Here is a 13397-nt window from a genome sequence, read left to right as displayed (position 1 = left end):
AACGCCGGGCCCAACTTACATTGGGACCTTTTTCAACATTTCCAGACCGACCTTGCCGGCGGCGATTTCACGCAGGGCGACGACGGTCGGCTTGTCCTTGGCTTCGACCTTGGGGGTGTGGCCTTGCAGCAGCTGGCGGGCGCGATAGGTCGCGGCCAGGGTCAGCTGGAAACGGTTAGGGATATGTTTCAAACAATCTTCAATAGTAATGCGGGCCATCTTAACTCCTAAAATCTTGTGTATTTATTCAGCGTGGATACCCAATTGGGCAAATAGCGAGGCGTTGCGCGCCGCTTGTTGCGCAAACCGGCAACGGGCCGCTCTGACTATCGCCGTCAATTCCGACAGGGCGACAGCAAATTCTTCGTTGATGATAGCATACTCGAACTCGGGAGCGTGGGCGATTTCGCCGCCCGCCGCCAGCAGCCGGCGCGTGATCACGTGGGGCGCGTCGGTGGCGCGTTTCTTCAGGCGTTCCTCGAGCGCGTCGATCGACGGCGGCAGGATGAAGATGCCGGCCGCCTGCGGGAACTGCTTCTTCACCTGGCGCGCGCCCTGCCAATCGATTTCCAGCAGGATGTCGGTGCCGGTCTTCATCTGCTGTTCGACCATGATGCGCGAGGTGCCGTAGTAATTGCCGTGCACTTCGGCCCACTCCAGGAACTCGCCGGCGTCGGCGCGCTGGACGAAATCCTCGGCGCTGGTGAAGTAGTATTCCTTGCCGTGGGTCTCGCCCGGACGCGGCGCGCGGGTGGTGGTGGAAATCGACAGCTTGATGGTCGGTTCCTGCGCCAGCAGCGCGTTGACCAGCGTGGACTTGCCGGCGCCGGACGGCGCGACGACCATGAACAGACTGCCGGCGAATGAGGTGGTTGAGCTCATGTCTCTCTTTCGAAAACGTCAACGGGCGCATCATTGCGTCGCCCAAAGATGTATTTTACCAAGAGCAAGCCCCACCATCCAATTTACAGCAGTGTGAGCAGATGCATGGCGGCGGCCGGCGCCCGTTCCTTGGCGCCGTTGATGAAGTAGATAAAGGCGTCGCCGGACTTGGCGCCTTGCTGCCATTGCCGCGCTTGCTCGGCCAATTTTTTCAATGCAGGCTTGCTGTAGCCGGTCGCCACCTCGCTGCGCGCGTTCATCAGGCGCGCGTAGGCGAACTCGCCGGTGAGCTCGCCGACGTTGGGATAGTCGGGCGAGTCGGTGATGACGGTGGCGATCTTGTGCTTGCGCGCCAGCCGGTAATAATCGTCGCACAGAAAGCTGTCATGGCGGACGTCGAGCACGTGGCGCAGCTTGCGCGTGCCCAGCCTGGCGGGCAGCAGCTGGAAGAAGGCGTGCAGCTCGTCGCGGTCGAACTGCTTGGTGGCGGCCAACTGCCACAGGATGGGGCCGAGCTTGTCGCCCAGTTCGCCCAGGCCGCTGTTGAGGAAGCGTTCGATCGATTCGCCGGCCTCGGCCAGCACGCGGCGGTTGGTGGCGTAACGGCTGGCCTTGACCGCGAAGACGAAATCGTCCGGCGTCTGCGCGGCCCACGCGGCGAAGTGCTCGGGCTTGGCGGTGCGGTAGTAGGTGCCGTTGATTTCGATGCTGGTCACCTGGCGGCTGGCGTACGCCAGCGCCTTCTTCCGCGGCACGCCTTGCGGATAGAAAGTCTCGCGCCACGGCGCGTAATCCCAGCCGCCTATGCCCACCCGTAGCGTGCCTGTTTTCGCCATACGCCGCCCTCCCGGTCAACCCCAAAATGATAGCCCAGACGCCGGTCCGTTGCATTGTTGTAAAAAGCGGATAGTGTGACAATTGGATGGATTTCTCATGATTTCTGTATCACAATTAATCTGGAACTCTCTGACAGGCTAAGCCATCGTGCCACAGCTGCTGATCTGGACTCTGGAAGGGCAACGCTACGCCTTGCCGCTGGTGGCGGTGGAGCGGGTGGTGCGCGCGGTCGCGGTGACGCCCTTTCCGGCGGCGCCAGGCGCGGTGTGCGGCATCGTCAACGTGCAGGGGCAGGTGGTGGCCGTGATCGACCTGCGGCGGCGCTTGCAACTGCCGGCGCGCGCCATCGCGCTGAGCGACCAAATGGTGTTGGCGAGCACCGCGCACCGGCGCCTGGCCTTGATCGCCGATGCCGTCAACGGCGTTGCTGAGTGCGCCGACGAAGCGGTGGTGGCTGCCGGCCCCATCCTTTCCGGCGCCGGCTACCTGAGCGGCGTGGTGCAACTGGACGACGGCATGATACTGATCCACGACCTGGATCGCTTCCTGTCACTGGACGAGGAATTAGCTCTCGAGAAGGCGCTGTCCGATGCCGAATGACCGCGATACCGAAGCCGCCCCCGACGATGCCTTGCTGACGGCGTTCAGCGGCTACATCACGCAGCACCTGGGCCTGCATTTCCCGCGCGGACAATGGGCCGAGCTGGTGCGCGCGGCCCTGGCGCTCGACAGCGCCGGCGCCGGCGCCTGCATGCGGCGCCTGATGGCGGCGCCACCGACCCGCGGCCAGATCGAACAGCTGGCCGGCCAGCTGACCGTCGGCGAGACCTATTTCTTCCGCGAGCCGGCCGTGTTCGACGCGCTCGAGCACGAGGTGCTGCCGGCCCTGATCGCCGCGCGCCGCGCCGCCGGCCGCACGCTGCGCGTCTGGAGCGCCGGTTGCTGCACCGGCGAGGAACTGTATTCGGTGGCGATCCTGCTGCAGCGCCTGATGCCCGACCTGGCCGACTGGCGCATCAGCCTGCTCGGCACCGATGTCAACCCGGTCTTCCTGCGCAAGGCGGAGCAGGGGCGCTACCGCGACTGGTCGTTCCGCGCCGTGCCGGCCTGGCTGCGGCAGCGCCACTTCGGGCCGCCGCAGGACGGGCTGCGCGCCATCGCGCCGGCGCTGCGCCGGGGCGTGCGCTTCGACTACCTGAACCTGGCGGCCGACCTGTTTCCCGGTCCGGAAGCGGGGGCGCCGACGATGGACCTGATCCTGTGTCGCAACGTGCTGATGTATTTCGAACCGGCCAGCGCCGCGCGCGCCTTGCAGCGGCTGGGACGCGCGCTGGCGCCGGACGGCTGGCTGGCGGTCGGCATGGCCGAGGCCGGGCACGCGCTGCTGACGCCGTTCGAGCCGGTGCGCTTTCCCGCCGCGCTGCTGTACCGCCAGCGGCCGGACGCGCCGCCGCCCGGCGCCGCGCCGGCCGCCGCCAGTGTGTCTTGCGCCGTGCCGGCCGCCGTCCCGATGCTCGCCGCATCGGCCGAGCCGGCCCCCGCGCTGGCGCTGCGGGCCCGCCTGTCGGCCGACCGCGGCCTGCTGGACGACGCCAGCCTGTGCTGCGCCGCCGCGATCGCCACCGACAAATGCGACCCGGCGCTGCGCTATCTGCGGGCGCTGATCCTGGAGGAACAAGGGCGCAGCGGCGAAGCGATCGGCGCCCTCAAGGACGCGCTGTATCTGGACCCGGACTTCGTGCTGGCGCACTTCACGCTGGGCAGCCTGTGCCGGCGCAACGGCGCGGCGCGCGAGGCGCAGCGCCATTTCGCCAACGCGCTGGAACTGCTGCGCGGCCACGCGCCGGACGACGTGCTGGCGCACTCGGGCGGCGTGCGCGCCGGCGAGCTGGCCGATCTGATGCGCGCCGGCGCCGGGGCCACCTGATGCCGGCCCGGCGCCAGCAACTGGACTGGGAGCGGGTGCGCGCGCGGCTGGCGGCGACGGCCGCCACGGCCCGCCAGCAGAGCGCCGTGGCGCCGGAACAGCAGCGCGCGCAGCTGGAGGAACGCGCGCGGCAGCTGGCGCGCGTGCCGCCGGCGGCGCCGGCGCCCGACGCCGAGGCCGAGGTGCTGGAATTCATGCTGGCCCACGAACGCTACGCGCTGGAGATGCGCCACGTGCACGAGGTGCACGTGCTGCGCGAGCTGACGCCGCTGCCGTGCACGCCGCCGTTCGTGCTGGGCATCGTCAATGTGCGCGGGCGGATTTTGTCGCTGGTCGACCTGAAGCGTTTTTTCGGCCTGCCGGAGCAGGGCTTGACGGACCTGAACAAGATCATCGTGCTGCGCGGCGGGGCCATGCGCTTCGGCCTGCTGGCCGACCAGATCCTGGGCGTGAACAAGCTGCTGCTGGCCGAGTTGCAGCCGCCGCCGTCGACGCTGGTCGGCATCCGCGCCGATTACCTGAAGGGCGTGACGGCCGCCCGCTTGATCCTGCTGGACGGCGGGCGCCTGTTGTCCGATCCGGCCATGGTGGTGGAGCAGCATGTAGTCTGAACGAGGAGATGCCGATGGAGTCTTTATCGATAGCGCCGCGCCGCCTGCTGCCCTGGTGGCTGGGCGCGGGCCTGTGCTGCTGGGCCGCCGGCGCGGCGGCCCAGCAACTGCCCAGCCAGCTCTCGCGCATGAGCATCGAGGAGCTGGCGGAGATTCCGATCACCTCGGTGTCGAAGAAGGCCGAGTCGCTGGGCGACGCCGCCGCGGCCGTCTACATCATCACCGCCGAGGACGTGCGCCGCAGCGGCGCCACCAGCCTGGCCGAAGCGCTGCGCCTGGCGCCCAACCTGGAGGTGGCGCGCACCAACGGCACCACCTATGCGGTCACCGCGCGCGGCGGCAGCAACGGCAACGGCAACAAGCTGCTGGTGCTGATCGACGGCCGGGTGGTCTACAACCCGCTCAACGCCGGCGTGTTCTGGGAAGCCCAGGACGTGATGATGGAGGATGTCGAGCGGATCGAGGTGATCAGCGGCCCGGGCGGCACGCTGTGGGGCTCGAACGCGGTCAACGGCGTGATCAACGTGATCACCCGCAGCAGCAAGGGCAGCCAGGGCACGCTGGTGGCGCTGGGCGGCGGCAACCAGGAGCGCGGCGTGGCCGTGCGCCAGGGCTGGCGGCTGGGCGAGGACGCCAGCATGCGGCTGTACGCCAAGGGCTTCCGGCGCGACGCCTACCAGACCATGGCCGGCGCCGCGGCGGGCGACGGCTGGTCCGGGCGCCAGCTGGGTTTCCGCGCCGACTGGGGCGGGGCCGACAACGGCGCTACGCTGCAGGGCGACCTGTATGACCGCCAGCTGGACCAGCTGGGCGGCAACGACCGGCACCGCTCCGGCGGCAACTTGCTGGGCCGCTGGAACCGCGAGCTGGCCGATGGCGCGGCAGTGCAGGTGCAGGCCTACTACGATCACGTCAACAATTTGATGCCGGGCACGCTCCAGTTCCGCGAATCGAACGACACCTACGACATCGAGGCGCAGCACCGCCTGCCGCTGGGCGCGCGCCACGAGCTGGTGTGGGGCGGCGGCTTGCGGCTGTGGCGCAGCGCCTCGACCAACGGCCCCATCCTGGTGTTCTTGCCGGAGCAGGTGGCGACCCATATGGCCAATCTGTTTGTGCAGGACACCATCGCGCTCGACCCGCGGTGGAAGCTGACGCTGGGCGCCAAGGCTGAACGCAATTCCTACACCGGCCTGGAGTTCCAGCCCAATCTGCGGCTGGCGTGGAAGCCGGACGCCCATGCGCTGCTGTGGGCCGCGGTGTCGCGGGCGCTGCGCACGCCGTCGCGGATCGACCGCGATTTCTATGTGTATGGCGCGCCGCAACTGCCGTTGCGGGGCGGGCCTAACTTCCGCTCGGAGCGGCTGACCGCGCTGGAGCTGGGCTACCGCGCCCAGCCGACCAGCCGGCTGTCCTATTCGATCAACGCCTTCTACAACAAATACGACGATCTGCGCACCGTGGACGCCGGCGCGGTCAAGGGCACGGTGGAGGTGGGCAACCATGCCGAGGGCAAGGTCGCCGGTCTGGAAATCTGGGGCAACTTCCAGGTCAGCCGCGACTGGCGCCTGAGCGCCAGCCAGACCCTGCTGCGCGAGCGCATCGGCCTGCTGCCGGGCGCCAGCGGGCCGGCGCCGACCGGCGGGACCGGCACGCTGTACGGCAACGATCCGGCGCACCGCTACACGCTGCGTTCCAGCCACGACCTGCCGCGCGGCATGGAGCTGGACCTGTCGCTGAACCGGGTGGCGGCCTTGCCCTATCCGGCCGTGCCGGCCTACACCTCGTTCGACGCCCGGCTGGGCTGGCATCCGGCCGCGCGCCTGGAGCTGGCGCTGAGCGCGGTCAACCTGCTGAACCGGCGCCACACCGAGTTCGGCAGCGCCGGCGTCGCCTTTGAACGCAGTCTCACCCTGCAACTGCTATGGAAATACTGACCCGCCTGCCGCGCGCGCTGGCGCGCTCGGCGTTGTTGCTGCCTCTGCTGCTGGCGCTGGCGCCGCCTACCGCCTGCGCGGCCGAGGGCGAGACGATCGAATATGCGGTCAAGGGCGCCTACCTGTACAAGTTCGGCCTGTACATCGAGTGGCCGTCCGGGACCTTCGCCGCCCCGGCCAGTCCGCTGGTGCTGTGCGTGGTGGGCGACGATCCGTTCGGCGCCGCGCTCGACGCCGCCGTCAACGGCGAGCATGTCGACAGCCATCCGCTGCAGCTGCGGCGCCTGAAGACGCTGACGCGCGAGGCCGGCTGCCACGTGGCCTACTTGGGCGGCGCCGAGGCGCCGCGCGAGCCGCTGCGCGGGGTGCTGACCGTCAGCGAGGCGCGCGGCGGCGGCGTGATCAGCTTCGCGCTCAAGGACAACCGGGTGCGCTTCAACGTCGACGACGAGGCGGCCGCGCGCAACGGCCTGCTGATCAGCTCCAAGCTGCTCAACATGGCGCTCAGCGTCAAGCCGCGCGCCGGCAAGGAGGGCCGTTAGATGCACTGGTTTATCGACAGTCCGATCCGCCGCAAGCTGATGCTGATCACCGTGCTGGCCAGCGCCATCGCGCTGCTGATGGCCGGCGTGGTGATCGTCAGCTACGACGTCTACACCTACCGCGCCCAGAAGCAGCAGGAGATCGTGGTGCAGGCCGAGATCCTGGCCGCCAGCGTGGCGCCGTCGCTGGTGTTCAGCGACCCCAAGGCGGCGCAGGAATACCTGAACGCGCTGCAGGCCAACCCGGAGATCGCCACCGCCGCGCTGTACGCCGCCGACGGCGCGCCGTTCGCCAGCTACGCCCGTCCCGACCGCCAGGCGCAGGCGCTGCCGGCGCGCGCCGAGGCGCAGGGCGAGCGCTTCGTCGGCGACGACCTGGTGGGGACCTGGCCGATCCGGGAAAAGCAGCGCCAGGTCGGCAGCGTGTACCTGCGCATGAGCACCGAGCCGATGCTCACGCGGCTGGTGCGCTACGGCGGCATCATCCTGGTGGTGATGATCGGTTCGCTGCTGATCTCGCTGCCCAGCGCGCTGCGGCTGCACGCGGTGATCGTGCAGCCGATCCGCGACATCGCCGAGGCGGCGCGGCTGGTGGCGGCCGGCGAGATCGTGGTGCGGCCGGCCGGGCGCGCGCGCGCCGACGAGATCGGCCTGCTGCAGGACAAGTTCCGCGAGATGGCCTTGTCGCTGCAGGAGAAGGTGACCATCGCCACCCGCATCGCCAGCGGCGACCTGCTGCTGCAGGTGGTGCCGCGCTCGGAGCAGGACGCGCTGGGCAAGGCCTTCGCGGCGATGGTCGACAATCTGCGCGAGAAGGCGGCGGCGGCCGAGCGCATCGCCACCGGCGACCTGACCGGGGTGCTGGCGCCGCAGTCCGGGCACGACGTGCTGGGCAAGGCCTTCGCGGCGATGGTGCTCAATCTGCGCGAGATGAACCGCGAGATCGGCGAGGGCGTCGACGTGCTGGCGTCGTCGTCGAGCGCGATCCTGGCCGGCACCACCCAGGTGGCGGCCGGCGCCAGCGAGGCGGCGGCGGTGATGAGCGAGACCTCGGCCACGCTCGACGAGGTCAAGCAGACCGCGCTGATGGCCAGCCAGAAGGCCAAGAACGTGGCCGAGGCGGCGCAGCGCGCGGCCCAGGTGTCGCAGACCGGCAAGCGCTCGGTGGAGGAATCGATCGAGGGCATGCAGCAGATCCGCGAGCAGATGGAGCTGATCGCCGAGAGCATCATGCGGCTGTCCGAGCAGAGCCAGGCGATCGGCGAGTTGATCGCCAGCGTCAACGACCTGTCCGAGCAGTCTAACCTGCTGGCGGTGAACGCCTCGATCGAGGCCGCCAAGGCCGGCGAGCACGGCAAGGGCTTCGCGGTGGTGGCGCAGGAGGTCAAGAGCCTGGCGGCGCAGTCCAAGCAGGCCACGGCCCAGGTGCGCACCATCCTGGGCGACATCCAGAAGGCCACCGGCAGCGCGGTGCTGGCCACCGAGCAGGGCGCCAAGGCGGTCGAGCTGGGCGTGCGGCAGTCGCGCGACGCCGGCGAGGCGATCCGCCAGCTGACCGAGAGCATCGGCGACAGCGCGGTGGCGGCCAGCCAGATCGCGGTGTCGGCGCACCAGCAGCTGGCCGGCATGGACCAGCTGGCGCTGGCGATGGAAAACATCAAGGTCTCGACCACCCAGAACATGGCCAGCACGCGCCAGGCCGAGGCGGCCGCGCACGACCTGCATGCGCTGGGCCAGAAGCTCAAGGCGATGGTCGGGCGGTATCGGGTGTGACACGGAGAGGGGCGCATGGCCACGGACGACGAACGATTCTTGCAGCGCCTGCTCGCGACCTTCCGGCTGGAGGCCGACGAGCATCTGGGCGCGATGTCGGCGCTGGTGCTGGAGCTGGAGCGGCCGAATGCGCCGAATGAGCCGAATGAGCCGGCGCGCGCGGCCGGCCTGGTGGAGACGCTGTTCCGCGAGGTGCACAGCCTCAAGGGCGCGGCGCGCGCGGTCAACCTGGCCGACATCGAGGCCGTGTGCCAGGCGCTCGAGAGCGTGCTGGCCTTGCTGAAGCGCGCGCAGTGCGCGCCGCCGGCGCCGATGTTCGAGCTGCTGTACCGTACCATCGACGTGCTGCGCGGGCTGCTCGATGGCGGCGAGTACGAGCTGGGCGGGCTGCTGCACGCCTTGATGGCGGCGCAGTACGGCCTGGCCGCGCCCGCGGGCGCGGCGCCGGCGCCTTTGCCGCCGCCACCGGCCGCGTCGGCAAAGGCGCCGGGGGCCGCCGCGCCGCCGATGCCCACCCCAGCCGCGATGCCGGGCGCCGCGCCCGAGCCGGAGCAGACGGTGCGCATCTCCACCGCCAAGCTGACCGCGCTGCTGTTGCAGGCCGAGGAACTGCTGGCCTTCAAGTTCAGCGCCGAGCACATGGCCGCCGACCTGCGCGCGCTGCATGGCGAGCTGGAAGGCTGGCGCAAGCGCTGGAGCCGCACCGTCGGCGAGGCGCGCGCCATCGGCCGCGCGGGCGAGCGCCGCCACGGCGCGGGCGTGGCCGGCGCCACCCGCAAGGGCCCGCCGCTGGAGCGCCTGCTGGAAGCGGTCGAGCGCGACGCGCTGCTGGCCAAGTCCATCAGCGAGCGTTTCGTGCAGATCGAGCGCAGCGCCTGGCAGGAGCGGCGCGCGCTGGCCGGCATGGTCGACAATTTATTGGAAGACATGAAGCGCACCCTGATGCTGCCGTTCTCGACGCTGCTGGAGATGGCGCCGCGCCTGGTGCGCGACCTGGCCCGCGACAGCGGCAAGGAGGTCGAGCTGCGCATCGACGGCGCGGCGATCGAGATCGACCGCCGCATCCTCGAGCAGATGCGCGATCCGCTGGTGCACCTGCTGCGCAACGCCATCGACCACGGCATCGAGACGCCGGCCGAGCGCCGCCAGGCGGGCAAGCCGGAACGGGCGCGGCTGGCGATCGAGGTGCTGCCGCGCGACGGCGACAAGGTCGAGCTGCTGGTCAGCGACGACGGCCGCGGCATCGATCCGCTGCAGGTGCGCGAGCGCGCGGTGCGCGACGGCCTGCTGGCGCCCGAGGCCGGCGCGGCGCTGAGCACGGCGCAGATGCTGGCGCTGGTGTTCGAGTCGGGCGTGTCGACCAGCGCCATGCTGACCGACCTGTCGGGGCGCGGCCTGGGGCTGGCGATCGTGCGCGAGAAGACCGAGAAGCTGGGCGGCAGCGTGGCGGCCGAGGCGGCGCCGGGCGGCGGCACGCGCTTTCGCATCGTGCTGCCGGCCACGCTGGCGACCTTCCGCGGCCTGCTGGTGACGACGGCCGGGCGCCAGTTCGTGCTGCCCTCGCGCAATGTCGAGCGGGTCGCCCGCGTGCTGCCGGAATCGGTGCAGAGCGTCGAGGGCCATCCCACCGTGCTGCTGGAGGGCGAGGTGCTGGCGCTGGTGCAGCTGTGGCGCGTGCTGGGGCTGGCCGCGCCGTCGGCGCCGTCCGGCTACCTGACCCTGGCGCTGCTGACCAGCGGCAGCCGCCGCATGGCCTGCCTGGTGGACGCGGTGCTGGGCGAGCAGGAAGTGCTGGTCAAGGGCCTGGGGCCGCAGCTGCGGCGGGTGCCCAACATCGCCGGCGCCACCGTGCTGGGGGCGGGCCAGGTGGTGCCCATCCTGCACGTGGCCGACCTGCTGAAGTCGGCGCTCGGCGCGGGCGTGGGCGGCGCGCCCCTGCCGGCGCCGGCGGCGCAGGCGGCGCGCCAGCAGCTGCTGGTGGTGGAGGATTCGATCACCTCGCGCGCGCTGCTCAAGAACATGCTGGAGGTGGGCGGCTACCGGGTCACGGTGGCGGTCGACGGCGTCGACGCGCTGGGCGTGCTGCGCGGCGGCGGCTACGACCTGGTGGTGTCGGACGTCGAGATGCCGCGCATGGACGGCTTCGACCTGACCGCCAGCATCCGCGCCGACCGCCGGCTGGCCGGGCTGCCGGTGGTGCTGGTGACCTCGCTGGCCTCGCGCGAGCACCGCGAGCGCGGCGTCGACGTCGGCGCCAGCGCCTACATCGCCAAGCAGGGGCTGGAGCAGAACAATCTGCTGGCCACCGTGCGCAGGCTGCTGCGATGAACGCCCCGCGCACGCCCGTGATCCGGGTGCTGGTGGTGGACGATTCGCCGGTGGCGCGCGAGCTGCTGGCCTATCTGCTCAATTCCGATCCGGCGCTGGAGGTGATCGGCGTGGTGGCCGACGGCGAGCAGGCGGTGGAGGCGGCGGCGCGGCTGCGGCCGGACGTCATCACGATGGACATCCACCTGCCGCGGCTGGACGGCTACGCCGCCACCCGGATGATCATGGAGACTTGCCCGACCCGCATCGTGATGGTCACCGCCAGTCCGGTCGCGCACGATGTGGCGGACAACTTCCGCGTGCTCGAGGCCGGCGCGCTGGCGGTGCTGCCCAAGCCGTCCGGCCCCGGCCATCCCGAACACGCGCAGATCACCGAGGAGCTGCTGCGCACCATCAAGCTGATGGCCGAGGTCAGCGTGGTGCGGCGCTGGCGGCGCAGCGAGAGCTGGGGCGCCGGCGCCGTATTGGCAGCCGCGGCATCCACGGCATCGGCGGCGCCAGCGGCGCCGGCGCCGCCGGCCGGCGCCGAGCTGCGGCTGGTGGCGATCGGCGCCTCGACCGGCGGCCCGCTGGCGCTGCACACCATCCTGGCGCGGCTGAAACAGCCGTTCGCCGCGCCCATCCTGGTGGTCCAGCATATTTCGCCGGGCTTCGTGGCCGGCCTGGTCGAATGGCTGGGACGCGCTTGCGGCGGCACGGTGCGCATCGCCGAACATGGCGAGCTGGCGCGGGCCGGCCATGTCTACCTGGCGCCCGACGACGCCCACATGACGGTGCGGGCGGAGGGCGGCGTGGCGCGCATCGCCCTGTCGAGCGCGCCGCCCGAGCATGGCGCGCGGCCGGCGGTGGCCAGCCTGTTCCGCTCGGCGGCGGCGTTCGGGCCGCGCGCGGCCGGCGTGCTGCTGACCGGCATGGGGCGCGACGGCGCGCAGGAACTCAAGACCATGCAGCAGGCCGGCGCGCTGACCATCGCCCAGGACCCGGACAGCGCGATCGTCAACGGCATGCCGGGCGAGGCGGTGCGGCTGGGCGCGGCGCGCCATGTGCTGGCGCCGGAAGCGATCGCCGGCTTGCTCAACAGCCTGACGCCAGGGGCGCCATGAACACCAGCGTGGCGCCAGGCGGCGCCGACATCCTGATCGTCGAGGACAGCCGCACCCAGGCCGAGCACCTGCGCCACCTGCTGGAACGGCAGGGCTACCTGGTGCGCACGGCGGCCAACGGCAAGCTGGCGCTGACGGCGATCGCCGAGCGCCTGCCGGAGCTGGTGCTGTCGGACATCGTGATGCCGGAGATGAACGGCTACCAGCTGTGCCGGGCGGTCAAGGCCAACCCCGACTGGCGCGCCGTCCCGGTGGTGCTGATCACCTCGCTGTTCGATCCGGAAGACATCGTGCGCGGCCTCGAATGCGGCGCCGACAATTTCATCCGCAAGCCCTACGCGCCGGCCTATCTGCTGGCGCGGCTGGAGCAGGTGCTGACCAACCGCCGGCTGCGCCAGCAGACCGACCCGGAACAGGGCATCGTGCTCTACCTGAACGGGCGCGAGCACACCATCCATTCGGAGCGCCAGCAAATCCTCGACCTGCTGGTGGCGACCTATGAGCAGGCGGTGCAGGTCAACGGCGAGTTGCAGTCGCGCGAGCAGCAGGTCAACGACCTGAACCTGCAGCTGCGCCGCCACACGGCCCAGCTGGAACACTCGAACCGCGAGGTCGAGCGCAAGAACGCCGAGCTGGAGGCGTCCAACCGCGAGATCGCGCGCCAGAACCTCGAGCTGGGCGAGGCCAACCGCATGAAGTCGGCCTTCCTGGCGAATATGTCGCACGAGCTGCGCACGCCGCTCAACGCCATCAACGGCTTTTCCGAGGTGCTGCGCAGCGGCATGGCCGGCAAGTTGACGGCGCAGCAGGAAGAATTCGCCGGCAACATCCTGCTCAGCGGCAAGCACCTGCTGGCGGTGATCAACGACGTGCTGGACATGTCGAAGATCGAGGCCGGCATGATGGAGCTGGAGCAGGCGCCGGTGGACATCGCGGCGCTGCTGGGCGAGTGCCTGGTGGTGGTGGGCGAGCGCGCGCAGCGCCAGCGCATCGCGCTGCAGCTGGAGGCGGCGCTGGACGCGCCGCTGCCGGCCGACCGCCGCAAGCTGACCCAGGTGGTGCTGAACCTGCTGTCGAACGCGGTCAAGTTCACCCCCGACGGCGGCAGCGTGACCCTGCGCGCGCGCCGGGTGGGGCCGGCGCGGCCGGCGGCGATGGCGCTGGTCGGCGGCGGCGCCGCGCTCAGGGCGGACCCGGACGGTTACCTGGAGATCAGCGTCAGCGACAGCGGCATCGGCATCGCCGCCGACGACCTGCCGCGGCTGTTCCGCCAGTTCGTCCAGCTCGACAGCAAGCTGTCGCGCCTGTACGAGGGCACCGGCCTGGGGCTGGTGCTGGTCAAGCAGCTGGTGGAATTGCACGGCGGCGCGCTGGCCGTGCGCAGCACGCCGGGCGCCGGTTCGGAATTCATTCTGTGGCTGCCGTGCGGCGGCGCCCAACCATGAGAGAGGCAGCGG

General features: G+C 70.6%; 12 protein-coding genes. 9 read left to right on the top strand and 3 right to left on the bottom strand.

The genetic code is table 11. The features are described from left to right. Positions 1-15 precede the first annotated feature (15 nt). The 3 genes from rpoZ to KVP70_RS09895 all read right to left on the bottom strand — a co-directional run bounded on the left by rpoZ (position 16) and on the right by KVP70_RS09895 (position 1718). Positions 16-219: a DNA-directed RNA polymerase subunit omega gene (rpoZ, locus tag KVP70_RS09905; RefSeq protein ID WP_026334175.1), complete on the bottom strand. Its 204-nt coding sequence runs from the start codon at positions 217-219 to the stop codon at positions 16-18. Positions 220-243: 24 nt separating this feature from the next. Then, on the bottom strand, positions 244-882 hold the full coding sequence (gene gmk, locus KVP70_RS09900; protein ID WP_217941999.1) for a guanylate kinase: 639 nt from the start codon (positions 880-882) through the stop codon (positions 244-246). Positions 883-965: 83 nt separating this feature from the next. Next, complete coding sequence (locus KVP70_RS09895; protein WP_217941998.1) at positions 966-1718, bottom strand: DUF72 domain-containing protein; 753 nt, start codon at positions 1716-1718, stop codon at positions 966-968. A 148-nt stretch (positions 1719-1866) separates the two neighbouring features. On the opposite strand from KVP70_RS09895, the gene KVP70_RS09890 reads away from it, so the two are divergent. From KVP70_RS09890 to KVP70_RS09850, 9 genes are read left to right on the top strand one after another with little or no spacing between them, the layout of a single operon-like run. Continuing rightward, on the top strand, positions 1867-2319 hold the full coding sequence (locus KVP70_RS09890) for a chemotaxis protein CheW (RefSeq protein WP_217941997.1): 453 nt from the start codon (positions 1867-1869) through the stop codon (positions 2317-2319). Continuing rightward, a complete protein-coding gene (locus KVP70_RS09885) occupies positions 2309-3646 on the top strand; it encodes a CheR family methyltransferase (protein ID WP_217941996.1) in 1338 nt (445 codons plus the stop codon). Before KVP70_RS09890 ends, KVP70_RS09885 begins: the two co-directional genes overlap by 11 nt. After that, positions 3646-4257, top strand: a complete 612-nt coding sequence (locus tag KVP70_RS09880) for a chemotaxis protein CheW (protein WP_217941995.1) — start codon at positions 3646-3648, stop codon at positions 4255-4257. The genes KVP70_RS09885 and KVP70_RS09880 overlap by 1 nt, the downstream gene beginning before the upstream one ends. A gap of 14 nt (positions 4258-4271) precedes the next feature. Then, entirely contained in the window at positions 4272-6194 is a 1923-nt protein-coding gene (locus KVP70_RS09875; RefSeq protein WP_217941994.1) for a TOL_0244 family TonB-dependent receptor, read from the top strand. Further along, the gene (locus KVP70_RS09870; protein ID WP_217941993.1) at positions 6182-6736 is read left to right on the top strand and encodes a TOL_0243 family YfiR-like periplasmic protein; all 555 of its coding nucleotides are present in this window, start codon (positions 6182-6184) and stop codon (positions 6734-6736) included. Before KVP70_RS09875 ends, KVP70_RS09870 begins: the two co-directional genes overlap by 13 nt. Next, positions 6737-8509: a sensor histidine kinase, YfiR-like protein-associated gene (locus tag KVP70_RS09865; protein WP_217941992.1), complete on the top strand. Its 1773-nt coding sequence runs from the start codon at positions 6737-6739 to the stop codon at positions 8507-8509. Positions 8510-8524: 15 nt separating this feature from the next. Next, the gene (locus tag KVP70_RS09860) at positions 8525-10837 is read left to right on the top strand and encodes a hybrid sensor histidine kinase/response regulator (protein WP_217941991.1); all 2313 of its coding nucleotides are present in this window, start codon (positions 8525-8527) and stop codon (positions 10835-10837) included. Then, a complete protein-coding gene (gene cheB, locus KVP70_RS09855; RefSeq protein ID WP_217941990.1) occupies positions 10834-11940 on the top strand; it encodes a chemotaxis-specific protein-glutamate methyltransferase CheB in 1107 nt (368 codons plus the stop codon). The genes KVP70_RS09860 and cheB overlap by 4 nt, the downstream gene beginning before the upstream one ends. Then, complete coding sequence (locus KVP70_RS09850) at positions 11937-13385, top strand: ATP-binding response regulator (protein ID WP_217941989.1); 1449 nt, start codon at positions 11937-11939, stop codon at positions 13383-13385. The genes cheB and KVP70_RS09850 overlap by 4 nt, the downstream gene beginning before the upstream one ends. The last annotated feature ends 12 nt before the right edge of the window (positions 13386-13397 follow it).

The sequence above is a fragment of the Duganella violaceipulchra genome, from assembly GCF_019166075.1.
Lineage (GTDB): Bacteria > Pseudomonadota > Gammaproteobacteria > Burkholderiales > Burkholderiaceae_D > Rugamonas > Rugamonas violaceipulchra.
The sequence above is the reverse complement of the archived record's forward strand: the minus strand, read 5'-3'. Positions and strand labels throughout refer to the sequence as shown.